The organism is Kocuria sabuli (assembly GCF_040981185.1).
Taxonomy (GTDB): domain Bacteria; phylum Actinomycetota; class Actinomycetes; order Actinomycetales; family Micrococcaceae; genus Kocuria; species Kocuria sabuli.
In genome coordinates, this window is record NZ_JAVHZE010000005.1 from 22842 (window position 1) to 40732 (window position 17891).

Consider the following 17891-nt stretch of genomic DNA (forward strand, 5'->3'; position numbering starts at 1 on the left):
ATCAGGAATAGTTAGATCTGGGGTATTGACGGCGCAGGACCGGCGACGCAGGGGAACACCGATGATCAGCTCCTGTCCCGAGTGGATACAGGAAATCTTGGAAGAGGTGAACACCGCCACGATCGTCGATGAGACGGCAACTCTTTATATTTTCCTGGATCTCGAAAGAGAGGCTGGAGGCGTCATTCCGCTGACCGTGGGGCCAACCGGCTGACCCATGCTCCTGTCGATCAGGGCTTCGCCGGTCGCACGGCGAAGCAGTACACCCGGTCGCCACTCGTTCCGGCCATAGGTTGCGGTGGCACCGACAGCGCGGTCCGTACTGCCCTCCTGATTCATAGGGGCGCTGGTCCGACATGGGTCGACAGCTCGATAGAATCGATCACCATGGCCTATGAACATCCGCAACCACCTGTGTCACCGCCCTACCATATGGTGGACCTCTTCGCCGGACCCGGCGGACTCGACGTAGCCGCACATTGGCTGGGGATATCAGTGGTTGGGATCGAGTGGGACAAGAACGCCTGTGCCACCAGGCGCTACGCCGGATTAGGAACCGTGCAGGGCGATGTTCGCGATCACGCCCCTGGAGAATTCCCCATGGCGACCATACTCGCCGGCGGACCTCCCTGTCAGACCTACACCGTGGCTGGCACGGGCGCCGGCCGCAAGGCGTTGGACCAGGTCCTGTCCTTCGTCAAGCGCATGGCTGACGGAGACGATATCGCCGAGGACTTGACCGCCCTCGATGATGAGCGCACCGGATTGGTGCTGCAACCGCTGCGCTGGGCCTTGGAAGCCCATCGACGGGAGCACCCCTACGAGGTCATCGTATTGGAGCAGGTACCGGCTGTACTGCCCGTATGGGAGGCCATGGCAAAGGTGCTGGAAGGCATTGGCTACAAGACCGCTACGGGGATCCTGCACGCAGAGGAATTCGGGGTTCCACAAACCCGTCGACGAGCCATCCTGATCGCTCACCGGAACCACACGCCCCGCCTCCCACGACCCACCCACCTCCGCTTCAACAAGACGACGAGCTCACCCGTACAATCACCGCTGTTACCGTGCGAGACCATCGGCGGGACGCTCAAACGAGCCGGCTCCTTCGTGGTCATCTCCAACTACGGAACCGGTGGCGACCCGAAGGCTCGTGGCCGTCGCACCTCGGCCGAACCCGCCTTCACGGTCACCGGAAAGATCTCGCGCAATCGCCTGGTGTCGGACGACGGCCGCGAACTCGACCGGCTCGACCTCTCCGAGGCCGGTCAACTTCAAACCTTCCCCATTGACTATCCCTGGTCCGGCAACGACGTCGCCCAACAAATCGGAAATGCCATCCCCCCACGACTGGCCGCCCATGTCCTGGCAGCAGCCCTCGGCCATGAACTCGACCCGGAGGCCCTCGACGAAGCAGTGCGAGGCGCTTGGGAGGACACCAGCAGGAGTGCACCTTTGTGTGCGAAGTTCCTGGACCCTCTATCAGTGGAGGCACCGCACACGTCCGGTGAAAGTGAGCCTTTTTGGGTACTCGTGGCGACTCAGTCCTGACCGGCCCAGGCCCCATTGATCCCAGAGCACACGTAGTGACCGCTCGGGTGCAATGAGGGATGCGGGCCGGGGTCCTGCTGACTGGGCTGTCGTGGATTGATGCATGGAGGCCGCCTGTTCCCCTGATCAACAGTCAAGGAAGCCCCCCCCCCCGTGCCGACAGGACGTAAGAGTGTTAGTCGGGACGGATACGCGCGATGATCAGCAGCATCGATTGGTGATGATACTGGCGCGAAATCATGGGCCCAGCTGAACCTGCACCGCAAACGCATCCGGACCTGAATCCGGGATCTGCCCGGGTCGGCGACGGGCGCATACAAAGCTGGCACTCCCGCTCGGGATGAATCCCAAGCGGGAGTGCTGGCAGACGGAATCGGTGACGTGGTCGCGTCTCGACAACACTGCATCGCCCCCCACCGGGATCGAGGGGACGTCAACGCCCTCGACGCAGCACTTCTTGTTCGCCGACTGCGCCACGACGACCACACCGTTTTTTCGCGCCACCTTATGGCTGAAGCACGCCTGAGGTTCGCTGTGAAAACCGGAACATTATCAGGCGGTATTCAGTCGGGTTCACCACTTGGACCTCGGATCTACGACTGTGTCACAACATCGTCAATATGCAGATTTGAAGCGCCCCGTAACCACCTCGAGACGGATGTACTCGCATATAAATATAACCAGAAGCATGAACCAACGTGGGTTCTTCCATGTTTTCGCGGGTTCCTCGGCCCACCACAACCTTTCGTTTCCGAAAGCCAATTACTCGACTGGGGCCGCGCTGTCCACCGGCCACAGGGGTCGAGATCAAGATCCATCGTCACGACTCCGAAGAACACGAGCCTTTTGACCAGGAGCAGCTCCCTCAACTCCACGCATGGCAGTAGCAGTGGACGCGTCCACCTTACGCGGAAGCAAACCCATGGGTCCGCGTGTTTCCGGTACACCGGATGAGGACAAACCGACAGTTATTGAGTCGGACACGCTGCATAGACTGCAACGCAACACAGAACAAGTCAGGCGCCTCCCGATCTTTGGACAAATATTTATTGACCGATGGTTGGGGTGGGGGCAACCGCTCCAGGCGTGCAACGCGCACGCGCTCGATGGCAACAAAGTAATTCTTAGGAGCACCGTGACTACTACTTCTATCACCATGATCGACCTTTTCTCAGGCTGCGGTGGGATGACCCAGGGTTTTGTCCAAGAAGGATTCAAACCTGTCTTGGCCGTCGAGTTCGACCAAGCGGCAGCATCCACGTATGCGGCAAACTTTGGGGAGGAGCACATGTATTTTGGTGACATCCTGGAGCTTCCGGACGCGTACATCCCCGAGGCCGACATCGTCATCGGTGGTCCTCCATGCCAGGGGTTCTCCAACTTGGGCAGCAAGGACGTGAACGATCCCCGGAACAAGCTCTGGAAGGAGTACATCCGCGTCGTCAGGAAGGCAAGACCGCAGGTCTTCGTTCTGGAAAACGTCGAACGCTTTTCGAAAAGCACCGAGTTCCAGATGCTTTTGGACGAGGCTGATGGCGGTATGCTCGCCGAGTACGAGCTGCGTTGGCGTGTCCTGCTAGCGGCTGACTACGGAGTCGCACAGCGACGCCCGAGAACTATTCTGATCGGTTCCCGAATAGGAGCCATAGAACCCCCTGCGCCGACACACTCCAAGGACGGGCTCGGAGGACTTATACCGTGGCGAACGGTCAGGGACAGGATCGACGGACTCCCTGCCCAGCCTGATTTGACGGAACTCCCTGACCGCGTCACCGAGTGCTTCGGGCACCAGATCGCCGGCGCATTCACCTCCGAAGAGATTCACATCGGACGGAACCCGCGGCCGCTCTCCCTGCAGCGTTACGATCACGTACCTCCCGGAGGAGGCCGGTTCAACCTGCCGACGGCACTCCAGCCCAACTGCTGGAAAAACAAGGCGGCCGGCACGACGGACGTGATGGGCCGCATGCGGTGGGATGCCCCTTCCCTTACCATTCGCACGGAATTTTTCAAGCCGGAGAAGGGTCAGTATCTTCACCCCCAATGGGATCCAATAGATCCATCAAATAGAGTAAATCGCGTAATCACCCATCACGAGGCTGCTCGGCTGCAAGATTTTCCCGATAGCTTCCTCTGGTGTGGTAGCAAGATTCAGATTGCTCGTCAAATCGGCAACGCCGTCCCCGTGGGTCTGGCAGCAGCTGTGGCAAGACAGATGAGGACCGCTTTTAAAGCACCGCATGAAGAGGTGCGCGCAACATGGAATATCAGGGGTTAAATTAAAATATGATGAAAATAAATTTCCGTGAGCCACGTTACGAGTTGGGCACTCATGCCTCCACCGAAACGGACGCGCATCAAGTCGACAACATCAATTACATATGGGACTCGCGGAATCACATCGGCTCCAAAGGGATTCTTGTCTTCAGCCACTATGCGCTCCGCTCTACAAACTCTAGGGTTTGGGGCCTTCTCGATTAAGTTTCAGCCGGCGCGTCAGCTGTTGCGCAGTGAACCGGTGATCGTGATGACCCGGCATATTTATTCAGGTTGACAGCCGACCTTGGAAAGTGACACCTCCGAGTGATCCCGTGGTCATGGCTTCACTGCTACCGCCGCAGGGAAAGGGAGTGTGTGAGGCCAGCGTCACCACTGTGGGCAGCCTAAAGGCTTGGTGACAGAACACATACCGACCATGCCCCCTCGCTCATGAGCGACAATTGAACGGTGGATAGCATGCCGCCGATAGGAAGGCCCGGCGCACAGGACGGGGCCAGAAAGAGACCCCCGACCGTTCTCCCGTGCGCCGTGGATGCATCGACCTCGGCCAGAATGTCACTCCAGCGGCGCCGTGACACGGCCCCTGAGCTTTTGCTTAGGAAGGAACTTCACAGCCGGGGCCTGCGCTATCGCGTGGACTCGAAACTTCCGGACATGCCTCGACGACGGGCCGATGTGTTGTTCACGCGCCAGAAAATTGCGGTCTTTGTAGACGGCTGCTTTTGGCACGTCTGCCCCATCCATGCCACGAGCCCCCAAAACAACAGTGCTTGGTGGCGCACCAAGCTCGACGGCAACATTGCCAGAGATCGGGACACCGACCGCCGTCTACTGGAACAGGGATGGCAGGTTCTGCGCTTTTGGGAACACGAGGACATGACACTCGCCGCCGACATCGTCGAATCGCATGTGAGAGGCACCTTAGTACCGTGAAACATACCTGCATGCTCTAATTCGCTCCGAGTAGTACTGCGCGTACGGCGTCTGCTTCAGACGATCTTTCATAACAGCGAGATGAGGGGCTTGAGCATCGGGACACCGATCAAGCAGGAACGCGTGACATTGTGTCGCATGCACTTTCAGAAGAGTGGTCAAGGTCAGCGACCTCAGCGACCCTCCACCGCCCCTTCAACCTGGGGCACCCTTCCTGCCCTGGGTGTAGCGCTGATTCGATAGGGCATAGCGCTTCACTACATGTACGGGCATACAGGTTTACTGGTTCCGTCGCCCCTAGAATAGTGCTGAATCGAATTACTGCTCTTCGCTACCTCCCGCCGCTTCTTCGGCCTCCGTGATAGCACCTTGGGGAATGGTCGAGTTGGCTCGATCCGGGATAGCCTGAACAGCACTTACGAGTTCGTCGTAATCGCGGATCCGTCCTTGTTTGAGCAGGCGATCGAACGTCAGGCCCGGGCTCCAGTTTGCTGGCTTTCCCGATTTAACCCGTTTCATCGCCCGAATCAGAGCTGGCAGATCTAAGTGATAGACGTAGTCCACGGAACCCGACTGATCGGCAATAATTTTTAGCATTGCCGGACGTGGCTCCATGGTGATCACGGCGTAGTGCGGCATTGGCCCGCGCCGCTGAGACGCAAGCTTGGATCCTTGTGAAACGCAATCTTGGGCGCGATCGGTCCTGAGTGACCATTTCGACGATAGGCCTAGGTGAAGGAACGACTCTCTGCCTTCGTCCACAGACGCACACGTGAGGTCAAGCTTCAGCAGCGACTCTTCTGGCATGTAGAGCTTCAGACGCGCGCTCATGCGATCCTGTTCCGCGAATTCCGCGGTTGCCTTGGCCAGCCCCTTCTTTAAGTGACTGGTGGCGACAGAAGCGGGTAACTGGTCAGCGATCTTCTGCAGCTGTTCGAGACTCGGCGCCGCTTCCCTATGTTTAGACACGTACTCCGGGAACACCCTAAGATGTGCATACTGTTCAAATTCCAGAGCAGAACGTGACCGGCAAATTGCCAAATCTGGCCGGAGGGGCTGCAGATGTTGCTGGATGGCTTCTTCCATCCGCGCTCCTGCATCTTTCCCAACCATCTTTTCGGACGGTACGCCCAGCTCACTGAAGAGGGCTTGACCAAGTTCAACAGAGCCTGGATCGTTCGCATCCGAGGTGTTCGGGTTGGCGGTGACTTGTCCATTTTTGCTTCGAAAACCGCACAGACTAGCAGCGAAGGGAGCAGGCATGAGACCGAGCTTCCCATTAAGGACGGGGTGCTGGTGTCCGACACTCCAGACCGAATAAGATCATCAATCTATCGGGCCGGATAGGACTACGACCTTCGCGCGACTACGACCACGGCTGTGGCCGTTCTGGGCATTACTGTCACTTGCATTCGACGGCCGCCCGTAAAAAGCCATTATGTCCATCTGTTAAAACTCAATGACCTGCCTGACCGCCCGCCCCGCGTCCAGCTCGTCCATCGCCTCGTTGATCCGGTCCAGCGTGATGTGGGAGGTGATCAGCTTCTCCAGGGGCAGCACGCCGTCCCGCCACATCTGCTCGTACTTGGGGATGTCCACCGCGGGCACGGCGGAGCCGAGATAGCTGCCGATGATTTGGCGGGCCTCGGCAGTGATCTTCAGCGGCTCGATCTGGGACATCGCCCCGGGCGCCGGCAAGCCCACGGTGACGGTCACCCCGCCCACGGCGGTGGCGTTGAACGCGGTCTCGAACGCCCGGGGGTGCCCGGCGGCCTCGATCACCACGCGCGGCTTGTCCTCCAGCGCCACGAGCTCGTCCGGGGTGAGCGCCTCGTCGGCGCCGAACTCCCTCGCCAGCTCCAGCTTCTCGGCCAGCGCGTCCACGGCGATCACCCGGCGGCAGCCCACGGCCTTGGCGACCAGCACCGCGGCGAGTCCCACGCCGCCGAGACCGACCACGGCCACGGCGTCGTCGGGGGTGGCCTGCGCCGCGTTGATCACGGCCCCTCCCCCGGTGAGCACCGCGCAGCCCATGACGGCCGCGATCGCGGCCGGGACGTCCTCGCCCACGGGCACCACGGAGCGGCGGTCCACCACGGCATGGGTGGCGAACCCGGAGACCCCCAGGTGGTGGTAGACGTTGCCGCGGGTCTCGGAGGTGAGGTGCTGCGAGCCCTCGATGAGGGTGCCGGAGGCGTTGGTCTTCGAGCCGACCGTGCACGGCAGCAGCCCGTCGGTCCGGCACGCGGCGCACTCGCCGCAGCGCGGCAGGAACGCCATGACCACGTGCTGGCCCACGGCCAGGTCGGTGACCTCGGCGCCCACGTGCTCGACGACGCCGGCCGCCTCGTGCCCCAGCAGCATCGGCAGGGGCCGCGGCCGGTTGCCGTTGACCACGGAGAGGTCGGAGTGGCACACCCCGGCGGCGGTGATCCGCACCCGCAGCTCGGTGGGCCCGGGCTCGCCGAGCTCGAGCTCCTCGACGCGCAGCGGCTGCGACTCGGCGTACGGGGCGGCGGCTTCCATGGTTTCCAGCACGGCTCCACGAATCTTCACGACGACCTCCGGTATCGGGACAGGGGTGGAACGACGCTCACGCTACCGCCCGGTCCGGTGGTTATCGAGGAGGTGCGCCCGAGCGTCCCCGTTGGGCGGAGCAGTCGAGGTGCTGGCCGGAAGCGCGGCTATCCGAGCAGAACCGGCAGGAGCAGGCCGATCCCGGTGAGGACGGCGCCGACTCCGAGCAGCCACCACGTCGTCCGGTAGGGGGCGGTGAGCGCCCACCGGTGCGGGTCGCGGACGTGGAAGTACACCGTCACCTCGGCCCCCGCGGCGGGAGCAGGGACCGGCGGATGCGGCCAGGGCTCCTCGTGGATTTCGTAGCGTGTGGTGTGCCAGCGCAGGTGGTGCGCCCCGTCCGCGAAGACGTGGATGGCCTCGGTCCGGTGCCACCGGGCGTGCAGGCATCGGATGAGCACGGCCGCCACCACCAGCGCCAGACCGGTGTTGGTGGCCGCGGCGCTGAGGACCTCGAGCAGAGCCGCCCCGCAGAGACCGTCCACGGCCTCAGGCGGTCGTCGGCGGAGCGGCCCGGTGGACCAGTCCCCGCCGCCGGGCGAGGACGATCAGGATGACCGCAATGACTGCGATCACGGCCATCGGCACCAGCATGAACGGGCCGCCGACGCCGGCGGACCGGTCGAGCGTCTCGTTCATCCGCCCCGTGGGCACGGACATGAGGAACAGCAGGACGTTGTTCGCCGCGTGCACGAGCGAGGCCGCCTCGAGCCCGCCCGTGGCGTGGGTCAGCAGCGACATCGCGATCCCGAAGACGAGGTAGTAGACGATGAGCCACACGTCGGTCGCGAAGTGCGCGACGGAGAACGTCACCGCGCTCACGAGGGTCCCGAGCACCAGGGACGGAACGGCCCCGGAGACCCACGAACCGGCCGCGCGCTGGATGACGCCGCGGAAGAGGTACTCCTCGGACGCCGCCTGCAGGGGCGTCGTCAGCAGGACGACGGCGAGGAAGGCCCATGCGGTCGCGCCCCAGGAGAGCGGGCCCGGCGCCTCGACGAGCGCCACGACCGCGACGTAGACCACGAACAGCGGCCCGACGACCAGGGCGGCCCGGCCGAACCAGTTCCAGCGGAAGCGGCCCGCCACCGAGTGCAGCGTGCCCACCGGTTGCCGGTGCAGGTACCGGTGGAGGAGCACGGCGACGCCGGCGGAGGCGATCAGGGACAGGTTGGTCGCCAGCAGCAGCGCCGGCGTCATGGTGATCCGCCCGCTCGCGATCTCCTCCATCGTCGTGCTGCCCAGGAGGAGGTCGATCCCCAGGGCACCGAGGGTCAACGCGATCGAGATCAGCAGGATCGCGGCGCCGACGGCCACGATGCTGAGCAGTCCCTTCCACCAGCGGTTGCGGGGCGTGCGGTAGAACTCCGAGTAGGTGAGCGGCTCCGTCGTCGTGGGAACGCCGGCGGGCGGGGCGGCGCCGCCCGGACGCCCCGGGTACGGGGCAGGGGCGCCGGGCCAGCCCGCGGGCGGAACGGGGTGGCCGAGGCCCCCGGCGGCGTCCGGGGACGGGGCGTCGGGGTGCCAGGGGGCCGGTCGCCGTGGGGGATGCGAACTCATGCTCACAGGGTAGATCCCGGAGGTGCTCCCGGGAGACGGGGACCCGGAGCTGGGGTGTTCTTCCCAGCCGACTCCGAGCCGGAGGACGATCCCACGCCGCACAACCCACGTGACCGGACCCTTCAGGCTCGACTCCTCGCGGGCATGCTCATGCCCATTTCCGACCGCCGCAGCGAAATGTCAAAGATCCTGGACATTGAATGTCAACGATCCCTAACATGTAGCCATGGTCCCCCGAGAGTCCACCACCGCGGCGGCACACCCGGTGCGACAGCGCCGCAAGCAGCAGCGCATCACCCAGGCCCAGCTCGCCGACCTGGTGGGCGTGAGCCGGCAGACCATCATCGCGGTCGAGCAGGGCGACTACGCACCATCGGTGTACCTCGCCCTGCGGATCGCCCGCACGCTGGGGGCGACCGTCGAGGAACTTTTCACCCACGAGACGGGAGAGAGCAGATGACACGCAGGGACAACTTCCTGGACCGCGCGGCGCAGCGGATCATGGACCTCGACAGTCCGGCCTACGGCGACGAGCGGGAGCGAGCCGTGTTCATGGAGGCCAGCTCCTTCGGACTGACGACCGGACTCTTCATCGGCCTCCTCGGCGCCGTCGTCGCGTCGGTCTTCGGACTCCTGCTCCTGCCCGTGGTCCTGCTGGTCCTGACGGTCCTCCCCTCGGTCGCGGCCCTGTGGTACGCCGGACGACGGGGCGTGAATCTGCAGGAGCTGGCCGAGAACGCGGGCTCCCGCTCGACGACGGTCAACACCGTCGTCGTCGGGGCCGCGATGGTGCTGACCTTCGCCGCCATGACCTACACCGTCCTGACCGGCCACCCGGTGCTACCGGCACCGTCGCTGGAGGCGACCCCGGGCGAGGGGCTCCTGGGCGGAATGGCACAGGGCGCCCTCATCGGCGGAATGCTCGGCGGGCTCGCCCTGATCATCGGCAGTGTGCGCGACTTCCGGCGGACGAGCCGCCGCCACAGACGGCTCCGCGGCTAGGGCACCGACACCTCCGGCCGCCCACCCGTCGGCGCCCCTGACCCTCCCCAGCTGCATCTTCCCGGCAGCGCCGCCCTGGCCCTGCACCCGCGGGTACCCGGACACCACCCGGACAAGTTTTCACGTAATGATTGACACGTCACCGCATATCCATGGAAACGACTGGACAAAGGTCTAGCCTCGAATCAGGAGGTACGGACATGAGAGCGAGAATCGGTGACGTCGTCGCAGGCAGTGGTGCGACGCTGATGGCGGTGACCCTGGCCGGGATGGTCCTCGACCTGAGCGCAGGAGTGGTGCCCGGCGTGGCCCTGACGATGCTGCTCAGCCTCGGCCTGCTGGGAGTGGTCGCCGCCCTGGTGTGGCGTTTCGAGCAGGCATCGGCCCAGCAGCTGAGCTCCGTGCAGTCCCTGCAGGAGGTCCGGCAGCGGCGCACCGAACTGATCCGGCGCCAGCAGGCCGAGAACGGGACCCCCCAGGCATCCATCGCGGCCTGAGGCCCACCCGGCGCAGTCCAGGAACTCGGGTCCCTCGCCGGCGGGACGACCGGCGCCCGCATCGACGTGCGCAGCCTTCGCACTGACGGAGAGGAAGCGGCGGATGCATGCACGGATCACCACCTATGACAGCGGCTACCCGGAGGACTACGACGCCGGGCTGGCCGCGCTGCGTGCGGAGATCGCTCCCCAGATCCGATCGCTGCCCGGCTACCGCGGGGCCCTGAGCCTGCTGGACCGGGCCACCGGCCGGTCCCTGTCGATCACGTTCTGGAAGGACGCCGACGCCGTGGCCGCCACCCGGGCCACCGCGGAGCAGATCCGGGAACGGGCTGCGGCGACCTCGGGATCGCGGGTCGTGGAGGTCGTGGAGTACGAGGTCCGCCTCACCGACGTGCCCCTCCCACCGGCAGGCGGGCCGGACACTCCCCCGCTGCCGTGAGATCGCGCCGCCGCGTCGCGGCTAGGCCTGCTCCTCCCCGAGGACGTGCCTCCGCTGCTCGGCGTAGAACTCCGCCTCCGCGGGCTCGGGCCGGTCCTGGCCGTTGAGCAGCCGGTGCCACAGCGGGTAGTAGGCGGGCAGCTGCGAGGCCGACGTGATGCGGTCGCGGGCCTCCTGCGGCAGCGTCAGCTCGGCGGCGTCGAGGTCCTCCTGCAGGTGCTCGAACCGCCGCGCGGCGATCACGGTCCCGTCGATGCCCGGGCGGCCCAGGATCCAGGAGATCACCACCTGCGGGATCGACCAGCCGATCTCCCCGGCGATCTCGTCGAAGAGCTCGATCAGGTCGTAGGCGCGGTCCCGGTCCACCACGTGGGGTTCGGGCCACCCGGTGCCCTGGCGAGTGTCGGCCGGGGTCTCGGCGCCGCGGCGGACCTTCCCGTTGAGCAATCCCTCGCCCAGCGGGCTCCAGCCGAAGGTGGCCACCCCGAGGTCGCGGGCGGCCGGGACGATCTCGTACTCGATCTCCCGGGCCTCCGGCGTGTAGTAGGCCTGGTGCGCGATCGGCCCCTCCAGCCCGGCCAGCCTGGCCTCGTACACCGTCTTGGCCAGCTGCCACCCGTTGTAGTTGGACACGCCCCAGTACCGGATCTTCCCGGCCCGGATCAGCTCGTTGGCGGTGGCGACGGTCTCGCTGATCGGGGTCTGCCCGTCCCACTGGTGGAGGTAGAGCAGGTCGAGGTGGTCGGTCCGCAGCCGCTTCAGGCTGTCCTCGACGGCGCGGGTCAGGTGGATCCGGCCGGCTCCGCCGTCGTTCGGGCCGTCCCCGGTGGGGGTCCGCGCCTTCGAGGTGAGGACGACGTCGTCGCGCTTGCTCCCGAGGACCTCGCCCAGGACCCGCTCGGCGTCGCCGCCGGAGTACAGGTTGGCGGTGTCGATAAAGTTCACGCCGCGGTCCAGCGCCTCGTCGATCTGGCGCCGGGCCTCGTCGACCTGGACCCCCGCGATCTTCTCGAAGCCTCCGCCGGAGCCGAAGGGGACGGTGCCCAGCGCCAGCCGGGAGACGTGGAGGCCGGAGCTGCCGAGCCGGGTGTACTCCATGGGATGACTCCTTCGGTCGTGGTCGTGCGGTAAAGGCGGTTCTCGAGCGTATGCGGCCCGTGGCCGGACGTGCACGGAGTCCTGCTGTGCGCGAACGCCGACGCTCACCGGGGCGCCGCCACCAGCTCCTCGCGCATCTCGGCCACCGCGGCGCGGATCGCGGCCATGACCGCCTGCACGGCGGGCCGGCGCAGCAGGTCGGAGCGGGACACCACCCAGTACTCCACGGGGAACCACAGCTCCTCCGGGAAGAGCCGCACCAGGTCCGGGGCGCGCGCGGCGAGGTAGCAGGGCAGCAGTCCGATCCCGGCACCGGCGCGGGTGAGCTCCACGTGCACCACGGAGGAGGTCGCCCCGACCCCCTGGCGCATCCGGGGGAACCGCCGGCGCGGGATGTCGAGCTCCGCGACGTCCTGCATGGAGTCCACGAAGTAGATCAGCGGGTGCTCCTGCACCTGCTCGGGCGTGTCGAGCGGAGGGTGGGCGGCGAGGTAGTCGCGGGAGGCGTAGACGCCCAGGGAGTAGTCCGCCAGGTGGAAGGCCTCCTTGCGGGAGACCTCCGGGCGCCCGACGACCACCTCCAGGTCGATCCCCACCGGATTGGTCTGCGGCCGCCGGGCGGCGTTGATCATCTCCAGCCGCACCCCGGGGTGCTCCTCGACGACCCGCCGCATGGCCGCGCCCATGACCACCCCGCCGAATCCGTCCGGGGCCAGCGCCCGCACCACGCCGCTGACGGAGCCGCCGCGTCCGCCCGGCCCGAGCGGAAGGGCGTCCACGGCGTGCTCGATCTCCTCGCCGGCGGCCACGAACTTCCGGCCCAGTTCGCTGGGCTCCCACCTGTCCCCGGAGCGCACGAGCAGCCGCGCGCCCACGGCCTTCTCGAGCCCGGCCACCCGGCGCGACACGGTGGTGTGGCTGAGTCCGAGGGCCGCCGCGGCCCCGGCGTAGGACCCGTGCCGGACCACGGCGAGCAGGAGCAGGAGGTCGTCGGCGCCGTGTGACATGGGGCTTCTCCTCCGGGAGGGGGCGCGGCACGGACGGCTGCGCAGATTCGAGCGGCGTGTGCATTTTTGCACAGGTACCGCGAGCGCATGGTCATTGTGAAGCAGGCCACAGATCCGCACACTGTAGGCAAACATTGTGACCACCGTCACCGTTTTCCCAGCACGAGGAGATCCCCATGAGCACTGAGGACAGGGTCGCCCCCACGGCGGACCCGAACGACTCGCCCGAGAACCGGGGCGGGCTGAAGAAGGTCGTGGCGGCCTCGATGGCCGGCACGGTGGTGGAGTGGTACGAGTTCTTCCTCTTCGCCACCGCGTCCACCCTGGTCTTCGGCCAGCTGTTCTTCGTGGACACCGGCAATCCGCTGGACGGCATCCTCAAGGCGTTCCTGATCTACGCCGTCGGCTTCATCGCCCGCCCGCTGGGCGGCATCGTCTTCGGCCACTTCGGCGACAAGTACGGGCGCAAGCACCTGCTGCAGATCTCGATCGTCATGGTCGGCGCCGCCACGTTCCTGATGGGCTGCCTGCCCGGCTACGACCAGATCGGCTACTGGGCCGCGGCGATGCTCGTGGTCCTGCGCTTCGTGCAGGGCTTCGCGGTGGGCGGCGAGTGGGGCGGGGCCGTCCTGCTGGTGGCCGAGCACTCCCCCAACAAGGAGCGCGGCTTCTGGTCCAGCTTCCCGCAGGCCGCGGTGCCCCTGGGCAACCTGCTGGCCACCATCGTGCTGCTCACCCTGTCCTTCGCCCTCTCCGAGGAGGCCTTCCTCGCCTGGGGCTGGCGCGTGGGCTTCTGGCTCTCGATCGTCATCGTGGCCATCGGCTACTACATCCGCACCCACGTGACGGACGCCGCCATCTTCAAGGAGGCCCAGAAGGAGGTCCTCGAGGAGAAGAGCGCTTCCTACGGCGTGGGCGAGGTCTTCCGCCGCTACCCCCGCGGCGTCTTCGGCGCCATGGGCCTGCGCTTCGCGGAGAACATCCTCTACTACGTGGTGGTGACCTTCTCGATCACCTACCTCTCCACCCAACGCGACGTCGACACCAGCCGGATCCTGCTCCTGCTGCTCATCGCCCACGTGATCCACGCGATCTGCGTGCCGATCGTCGGCCGCCTCACCGACAAGGTGGGCCGCCGCCCGTTGTACGCGGCCGGCGCCGCGCTGGGCATCTTCTGGGCGTTCGTCGCGTTCCCGATGTTCAACACCGACAACAGCTTCGTCATCCTGGCGGCGATCACCCTCGGCCTGATGATCCACGCGCTCATGTACGCCGGGCAGCCGGCGATCATGGCCGAGATGTTCCCCACCCGGATGCGCTACTCGGGCGTCTCGCTGGGCTACCAGGTGACCTCGATCGTCGCCGGCTCGCTGGCCCCGATCATCGCGACCGCCCTGCTGCGCGAGTTCAACTCGTGGGTGCCGATCGCGATCTACATCAGCATCGCCTGCCTCATCACCCTCTTCGCGGTGGCGACGCTGCGCGAGACGAAGGGCATCTCCCTCCAGGACGTCGACGCCGAGGACCGGCGCCGGCTCTCCGAGGAGAAGGCCGCCCGGGAGGGGACCTCCTGATCCCCGACCGCCCCGCCCCGCCCCGCGCGTGCGCCCGGCCACGGACCGGCCCCTCGGCCCGTGGCTGGGCGCACTGCGCATGACCCCCACCTCCCGACACCTCTCAGGACACCGCACCGAAGGGAACACACGATGAGCACCATCACCTGGATCGGCCTCGGCCACATGGGCAACCCGATGTCCGCGAACCTCGTCCGGGCGGGCCACGACGTCCGCGGCCACGACGTCAGCGCCGACGCCATGGCCGCCGCCCGGGACAGGGGCGTGCAGACGTTCGACACCATGGAGGAGGCCCTCCGGGGGGCGGAGGTCGTGTTCACGATGCTGCCCAAGGGCGAGCACGCCCGGGCGGTCTACCTCGGGGACACCGGCGTCATCGCGCTCGCGCCGGAGGACGCGCTGCTCGTCGACAGCTCCACGATCGACGTCGAGACCGCGATGGACCTGCACCGGGCCGCCCGGGAGGCCGGCTTCCGCTTCGTGGACGCGCCGGTCTCCGGCGGGATCAGCGGCGCCGCCGCCGGCACCCTGACGTTCATGGTCGGCGGGGAGCCCGACGACGTCGAGGCCGCCTCCGCCTGCATCGAGCCCATGGCGCGCAAGATCGTGGCCACGGGCGAGGCCGGCACGGGGCAGGCCGCGAAGATCGTCAACAACATGATGCTGTTCATCTGCCTCGAGGCCTGCGCCGAGGGCTCCGTGCTCGCCGACCGGCTGGGCCTGGACCCGCAGGTGTTCTGGGACATCGCCTCGGTGTCCTCCGGCAACTCCTGGGCCCTGCAGACCTGGTACCCGGTGCCCGGCATCGTGGACTCCGCCGCCGCCAACCACAACTTCGAGGCGACCTTCAGCGCGACCCTCGCGGCCAAGGACGCCGGCCTGGCCCTGATGGCCGGCGAGCAGACCGGCGTGCACCTGCCGGCCGCGGAGCTCGTGGCCGAGAAGCTGCAGCAGCTCATCGACGAGGGCTACGGGGACAAGGACTGCTCCCTCATCACCAAGTACGCCGCCCCGGACGGGAAGATCCAGGGCTGGGACCCGGAGAAGGCCTGACCGGCCATCGGACACCAGGAGGACACCATGCAGGACACCAAGCAGAGCGCCGAGACCCGCGCGCAGCAGGCCGCCGAGCAGGGCGCCCGGGACCCCCGGGGCGCCGGGGAGGTCATCGAGCACTTCATCGACGGGAGGCGCCACGGCGGCTCCGAGCGGACCGCGCCCGTCTACAACCCCGCGACCGGCGAGCAGGCCAAGCAGGTCCTGCTGGCCTCGGCCGAGGAGGTCGCCACCGCCGTGGAGGCCGCCGAGACCGCGCTGCGCGGCTGGCGGCAGACCAGCCTGGCCAAGCGGACCGCGATCATGTTCAAGGTCGAGAACATCATCCGGGAGCGCACCCCGGAGCTCGCCGAGATCGTCACCGCCGAGCACGGCAAGGTCCTCTCGGACGCCGCTGGGGAGGTCGCCCGCGGGCTGGAGAACGTGCAGTTCTGCACCGGGCTGATGCACCACCTGAAGGGCGAGCACCTCGAGCAGGCCGCCACCGGCGTGGACGTGCACCAGATCCGCCAGCCGGTGGGCGTGGTCGCGTGCATCACCCCGTTCAACTTCCCGGCCATGGTGCCGCTGTGGATGATCACCACCGCGATCGCCGCCGGGAACACCGTGGTCCTGAAGCCCTCGGAGCGGGACCCCTCCGCCTCCGTCTGGATCGCCGAGGCCTTCGCCGAGGCCGGCCTGCCCCCGGGCGTGCTCAACGTGGTGCACGGGGACAAGGCCGCCGTGGACGAGCTGCTGACCAACCCGCTCGTGAAGGCCGTGTCCTTCGTGGGCTCCACCCCGATCGCCCAGTACATCTACGAGACCGCGGCCGCCCACGGCAAGCGCGTCCAGGCGCTGGGCGGGGCAAAGAACCACATGGTGGTCATGCCGGACGCCGACCTCGACGGCGCGGCCGACGCCGCGGTCTCGGCCGCCTACGGCTCCGCCGGGGAGCGCTGCATGGCCATCTCGGTGGTCGTGGCCGTGGGCGACACGGCGGACCCGCTGATCGAGCGGATCACCGAGCGGGTCGGGAAGCTGACCATCGGCCCGGGCACCGACCCCGCCTCGGAGATGGGCCCGCTCATCACGCCGCAGGCTCTGGAACGGGTCAACGGCTACGTGGCGGGGGCGGAGGCCGAGGGCGCGACCGTCGTCGTCGACGGCACGAAGCAGGATTTCGAGGGCGGCGGCTTCTTCACGGGGGTGTCCCTGATCGACCACGTGAAGCCGGGGATGAAGGTCTACGACGAGGAGATCTTCGGCCCGGTCCTGTCGGTCGTGCGGGTCGGCAGCTACGACGAGGCCGTGCGGCTGATCAACTCCAACCAGTTCGCCAACGGCACCGCCGTGTTCACCCGCGACGGCAAGACCGCCCGGGAGTACCAGTTCGACATCGAGGTGGGCATGGTGGGGATCAACGTCCCGATCCCGGTGCCGATCGGCGCGTTCTCCTTCGGCGGCTGGAAGAAGTCCCTGTTCGGCGACACCCACATGTACGGGCCGGAGTCGTTCAACTTCTACACCCGCCGCAAGCTCGTCACCACCCGCTGGCCCGAGCCCTCGGAGTCCCAGGTCAACCTGGGCTTCCCGACCCACTGACGGGGCGGGGCGGGAGCACGGCCGCGTCGTCGTCGGTCCGCGATCTCGCTACGCTGGGAGGGCCCCCGCCCCGCCCCGGAAGGACGTCCGTGAAGTCGATCGTCGCGAGCCTGCTCGTGCTGGCCCTGGTGCTGACCTCCGCCGGGGTGCTGCTGACCTCCCTGGACGCCCAGGAGTGGCTGCCCACGGTGGTGCTCGCCGCGCTGGCCTATCTCGGGACGTTCGCCCTGTACCGGCGCGTGCGGGACCGCTACGCCGGTCGCGAGGACTGAGGCCCGCGGGGCTCAGCGCTCGCGGCGGGCCCGGCGCCACGCACGCCAGGCCCCGGTGGACCACAGGGCCCACACCACCAGCAGCGGCTGGAACAGCAGGCGGACCGCCCGGGCCCGGTCGGTGTCCAGGCCGAAGGCGTCGGTGCGCGTGAGGTATTGCGAGACGTTGCCGGGGAACACGGCCACGAAGAACGCCGCCACGAGCCAGCCGATGGCGACCCTCTGCCGCGGCAGCACGATCAGCGCGACGCCGAGCACGATCTCCACCAGGCCGGAGCCCAGCACCACGGCGTCGTCGGAGACGGGCAGCGCCTGGGGCACCTGGGCGGTGAACTCCTGCCGGGCGACGGTGAGGTGGCCGATGCCCGCCCCGAGGAGGACGAGTCCGAGGACCACCCTGGCGACCGTGCGCCTGACGGACGTGGCGGGGGCACTCGCCCGGGACGATGGGGTCATGC

General features: G+C 66.9%; 19 protein-coding genes. 12 read left to right on the plus strand and 7 right to left on the minus strand.

Annotated elements, in window-relative coordinates; all coding sequences use genetic code 11:
* Nucleotides 1-61 precede the first annotated feature (61 nt).
* From RE027_RS06940 to RE027_RS06955, 4 genes are all read left to right on the plus strand, one after another.
* The gene (locus RE027_RS06940; protein ID WP_368807524.1) at nucleotides 62-214 is read left to right on the plus strand and encodes a hypothetical protein; all 153 of its coding nucleotides are present in this window, start codon (nucleotides 62-64) and stop codon (nucleotides 212-214) included.
* A 173-nt stretch (nucleotides 215-387) separates the two neighbouring features.
* Nucleotides 388-1551: a DNA cytosine methyltransferase gene (locus RE027_RS06945; RefSeq protein ID WP_368807525.1), complete on the plus strand. Its 1164-nt coding sequence runs from the start codon at nucleotides 388-390 to the stop codon at nucleotides 1549-1551.
* 1156 nt (nucleotides 1552-2707) lie between these two features.
* Nucleotides 2708-3829: a DNA cytosine methyltransferase gene (locus tag RE027_RS06950; RefSeq protein ID WP_368807526.1), complete on the plus strand. Its 1122-nt coding sequence runs from the start codon at nucleotides 2708-2710 to the stop codon at nucleotides 3827-3829.
* Between the two features lie 530 nt (nucleotides 3830-4359).
* On the plus strand, nucleotides 4360-4764 hold the full coding sequence (locus RE027_RS06955) for a very short patch repair endonuclease (RefSeq protein WP_368807527.1): 405 nt from the start codon (nucleotides 4360-4362) through the stop codon (nucleotides 4762-4764).
* 318 nt (nucleotides 4765-5082) lie between these two features.
* Here RE027_RS06955 and RE027_RS06960 read toward each other — a convergent pair whose 3' ends face one another.
* The 4 genes from RE027_RS06960 to RE027_RS06975 form a co-directional block, all read right to left on the minus strand.
* Nucleotides 5083-6027, minus strand: coding sequence for an NgoMIV family type II restriction endonuclease (locus RE027_RS06960; RefSeq protein WP_368807528.1), 945 nt, complete (start codon nucleotides 6025-6027; stop codon nucleotides 5083-5085).
* A 186-nt stretch (nucleotides 6028-6213) separates the two neighbouring features.
* Nucleotides 6214-7320: a zinc-binding dehydrogenase gene (locus RE027_RS06965; protein WP_368807529.1), complete on the minus strand. Its 1107-nt coding sequence runs from the start codon at nucleotides 7318-7320 to the stop codon at nucleotides 6214-6216.
* Between the two features lie 128 nt (nucleotides 7321-7448).
* Nucleotides 7449-7826 carry a hypothetical protein gene (locus RE027_RS06970; protein ID WP_368807530.1) on the minus strand — a complete coding sequence of 126 codons (378 nt, stop codon included), beginning with the start codon at nucleotides 7824-7826 and terminating at the stop codon, nucleotides 7449-7451.
* A gap of 4 nt (nucleotides 7827-7830) precedes the next feature.
* Entirely contained in the window at nucleotides 7831-8901 is a 1071-nt protein-coding gene (locus RE027_RS06975) for a CPBP family intramembrane glutamic endopeptidase (RefSeq protein ID WP_368807531.1), read from the minus strand.
* Nucleotides 8902-9127: 226 nt separating this feature from the next.
* Here RE027_RS06975 and RE027_RS06980 point away from each other — a divergent pair, with 226 nt between their 5' ends.
* The 4 genes from RE027_RS06980 to RE027_RS06995 all read left to right on the plus strand — a co-directional run bounded on the left by RE027_RS06980 (nucleotide 9128) and on the right by RE027_RS06995 (nucleotide 10842).
* A complete protein-coding gene (locus RE027_RS06980; protein ID WP_368807532.1) occupies nucleotides 9128-9361 on the plus strand; it encodes a helix-turn-helix transcriptional regulator in 234 nt (77 codons plus the stop codon).
* Nucleotides 9358-9903, plus strand: coding sequence for a hypothetical protein (locus tag RE027_RS06985; protein ID WP_368807533.1), 546 nt, complete (start codon nucleotides 9358-9360; stop codon nucleotides 9901-9903). Before RE027_RS06980 ends, RE027_RS06985 begins: the two co-directional genes overlap by 4 nt.
* 200 nt (nucleotides 9904-10103) lie before the next feature.
* Entirely contained in the window at nucleotides 10104-10400 is a 297-nt protein-coding gene (locus tag RE027_RS06990; RefSeq protein ID WP_368807534.1) for a hypothetical protein, read from the plus strand.
* Nucleotides 10401-10503: 103 nt separating this feature from the next.
* Complete coding sequence (locus RE027_RS06995) at nucleotides 10504-10842, plus strand: hypothetical protein (RefSeq protein WP_368807535.1); 339 nt, start codon at nucleotides 10504-10506, stop codon at nucleotides 10840-10842.
* A gap of 21 nt (nucleotides 10843-10863) precedes the next feature.
* Here RE027_RS06995 and RE027_RS07000 read toward each other — a convergent pair whose 3' ends face one another.
* Together RE027_RS07000 and RE027_RS07005 are read right to left on the minus strand one after the other, a co-directional pair.
* Nucleotides 10864-11940 (minus strand): aldo/keto reductase, encoded by a 1077-nt coding sequence (locus RE027_RS07000; protein ID WP_368807536.1) that lies wholly within the window; start codon nucleotides 11938-11940, stop codon nucleotides 10864-10866.
* Nucleotides 11941-12044: 104 nt separating this feature from the next.
* Nucleotides 12045-12947, minus strand: coding sequence for a LysR family transcriptional regulator (locus tag RE027_RS07005; protein ID WP_368807537.1), 903 nt, complete (start codon nucleotides 12945-12947; stop codon nucleotides 12045-12047).
* 176 nt (nucleotides 12948-13123) lie between these two features.
* On the opposite strand from RE027_RS07005, the gene RE027_RS07010 reads away from it, so the two are divergent.
* The 4 genes from RE027_RS07010 to RE027_RS07025 all read left to right on the plus strand — a co-directional run bounded on the left by RE027_RS07010 (nucleotide 13124) and on the right by RE027_RS07025 (nucleotide 17433).
* Nucleotides 13124-14521 (plus strand): MFS transporter, encoded by a 1398-nt coding sequence (locus RE027_RS07010; RefSeq protein WP_368807538.1) that lies wholly within the window; start codon nucleotides 13124-13126, stop codon nucleotides 14519-14521.
* Between the two features lie 60 nt (nucleotides 14522-14581).
* The gene (gene mmsB / locus RE027_RS07015) at nucleotides 14582-15574 is read left to right on the plus strand and encodes a 3-hydroxyisobutyrate dehydrogenase (protein ID WP_438612419.1); all 993 of its coding nucleotides are present in this window, start codon (nucleotides 14582-14584) and stop codon (nucleotides 15572-15574) included.
* A gap of 27 nt (nucleotides 15575-15601) precedes the next feature.
* Entirely contained in the window at nucleotides 15602-17161 is a 1560-nt protein-coding gene (locus tag RE027_RS07020; RefSeq protein WP_368807540.1) for a CoA-acylating methylmalonate-semialdehyde dehydrogenase, read from the plus strand.
* Between the two features lie 89 nt (nucleotides 17162-17250).
* The gene (locus tag RE027_RS07025) at nucleotides 17251-17433 is read left to right on the plus strand and encodes a hypothetical protein (protein ID WP_368807541.1); all 183 of its coding nucleotides are present in this window, start codon (nucleotides 17251-17253) and stop codon (nucleotides 17431-17433) included.
* A 12-nt stretch (nucleotides 17434-17445) separates the two neighbouring features.
* Here the strand turns inward: RE027_RS07025 and RE027_RS07030 are convergent, their stop codons facing one another.
* Complete coding sequence (locus tag RE027_RS07030; protein WP_368807542.1) at nucleotides 17446-17889, minus strand: DoxX family protein; 444 nt, start codon at nucleotides 17887-17889, stop codon at nucleotides 17446-17448.
* Between the last annotated feature and the right edge of the window lie 2 nt (nucleotides 17890-17891).

Bases quoted from the DNA above. Each gene is read 5' to 3' on its own strand.
- RE027_RS06940 (WP_368807524.1), top strand. From the start codon at position 62: ATGATCAGCTCCTGTCCCGAGTGGATACAGGAAATCTTGGAAGAGGTG.
- RE027_RS06945 (WP_368807525.1), top strand. From the start codon at position 388: ATGGCCTATGAACATCCGCAACCACCTGTGTCACCGCCCTACCATATG.
- RE027_RS06950 (WP_368807526.1), top strand. From the start codon at position 2,708: ATGATCGACCTTTTCTCAGGCTGCGGTGGGATGACCCAGGGTTTTGTC.
- RE027_RS06960 (WP_368807528.1), bottom strand. From the start codon at position 6,027: ATGCCTGCTCCCTTCGCTGCTAGTCTGTGCGGTTTTCGAAGCAAAAAT.
- RE027_RS06975 (WP_368807531.1), bottom strand. From the start codon at position 8,901: ATGAGTTCGCATCCCCCACGGCGACCGGCCCCCTGGCACCCCGACGCC.
- RE027_RS06980 (WP_368807532.1), top strand. From the start codon at position 9,128: ATGGTCCCCCGAGAGTCCACCACCGCGGCGGCACACCCGGTGCGACAG.
- RE027_RS06985 (WP_368807533.1), top strand. From the start codon at position 9,358: ATGACACGCAGGGACAACTTCCTGGACCGCGCGGCGCAGCGGATCATG.
- RE027_RS06990 (WP_368807534.1), top strand. From the start codon at position 10,104: ATGAGAGCGAGAATCGGTGACGTCGTCGCAGGCAGTGGTGCGACGCTG.
- RE027_RS06995 (WP_368807535.1), top strand. From the start codon at position 10,504: ATGCATGCACGGATCACCACCTATGACAGCGGCTACCCGGAGGACTAC.
- RE027_RS07000 (WP_368807536.1), bottom strand. From the start codon at position 11,940: ATGGAGTACACCCGGCTCGGCAGCTCCGGCCTCCACGTCTCCCGGCTG.
- RE027_RS07005 (WP_368807537.1), bottom strand. From the start codon at position 12,947: ATGTCACACGGCGCCGACGACCTCCTGCTCCTGCTCGCCGTGGTCCGG.
- RE027_RS07010 (WP_368807538.1), top strand. From the start codon at position 13,124: ATGAGCACTGAGGACAGGGTCGCCCCCACGGCGGACCCGAACGACTCG.
- RE027_RS07020 (WP_368807540.1), top strand. From the start codon at position 15,602: ATGCAGGACACCAAGCAGAGCGCCGAGACCCGCGCGCAGCAGGCCGCC.
- RE027_RS07030 (WP_368807542.1), bottom strand. From the start codon at position 17,889: ATGACCCCATCGTCCCGGGCGAGTGCCCCCGCCACGTCCGTCAGGCGC.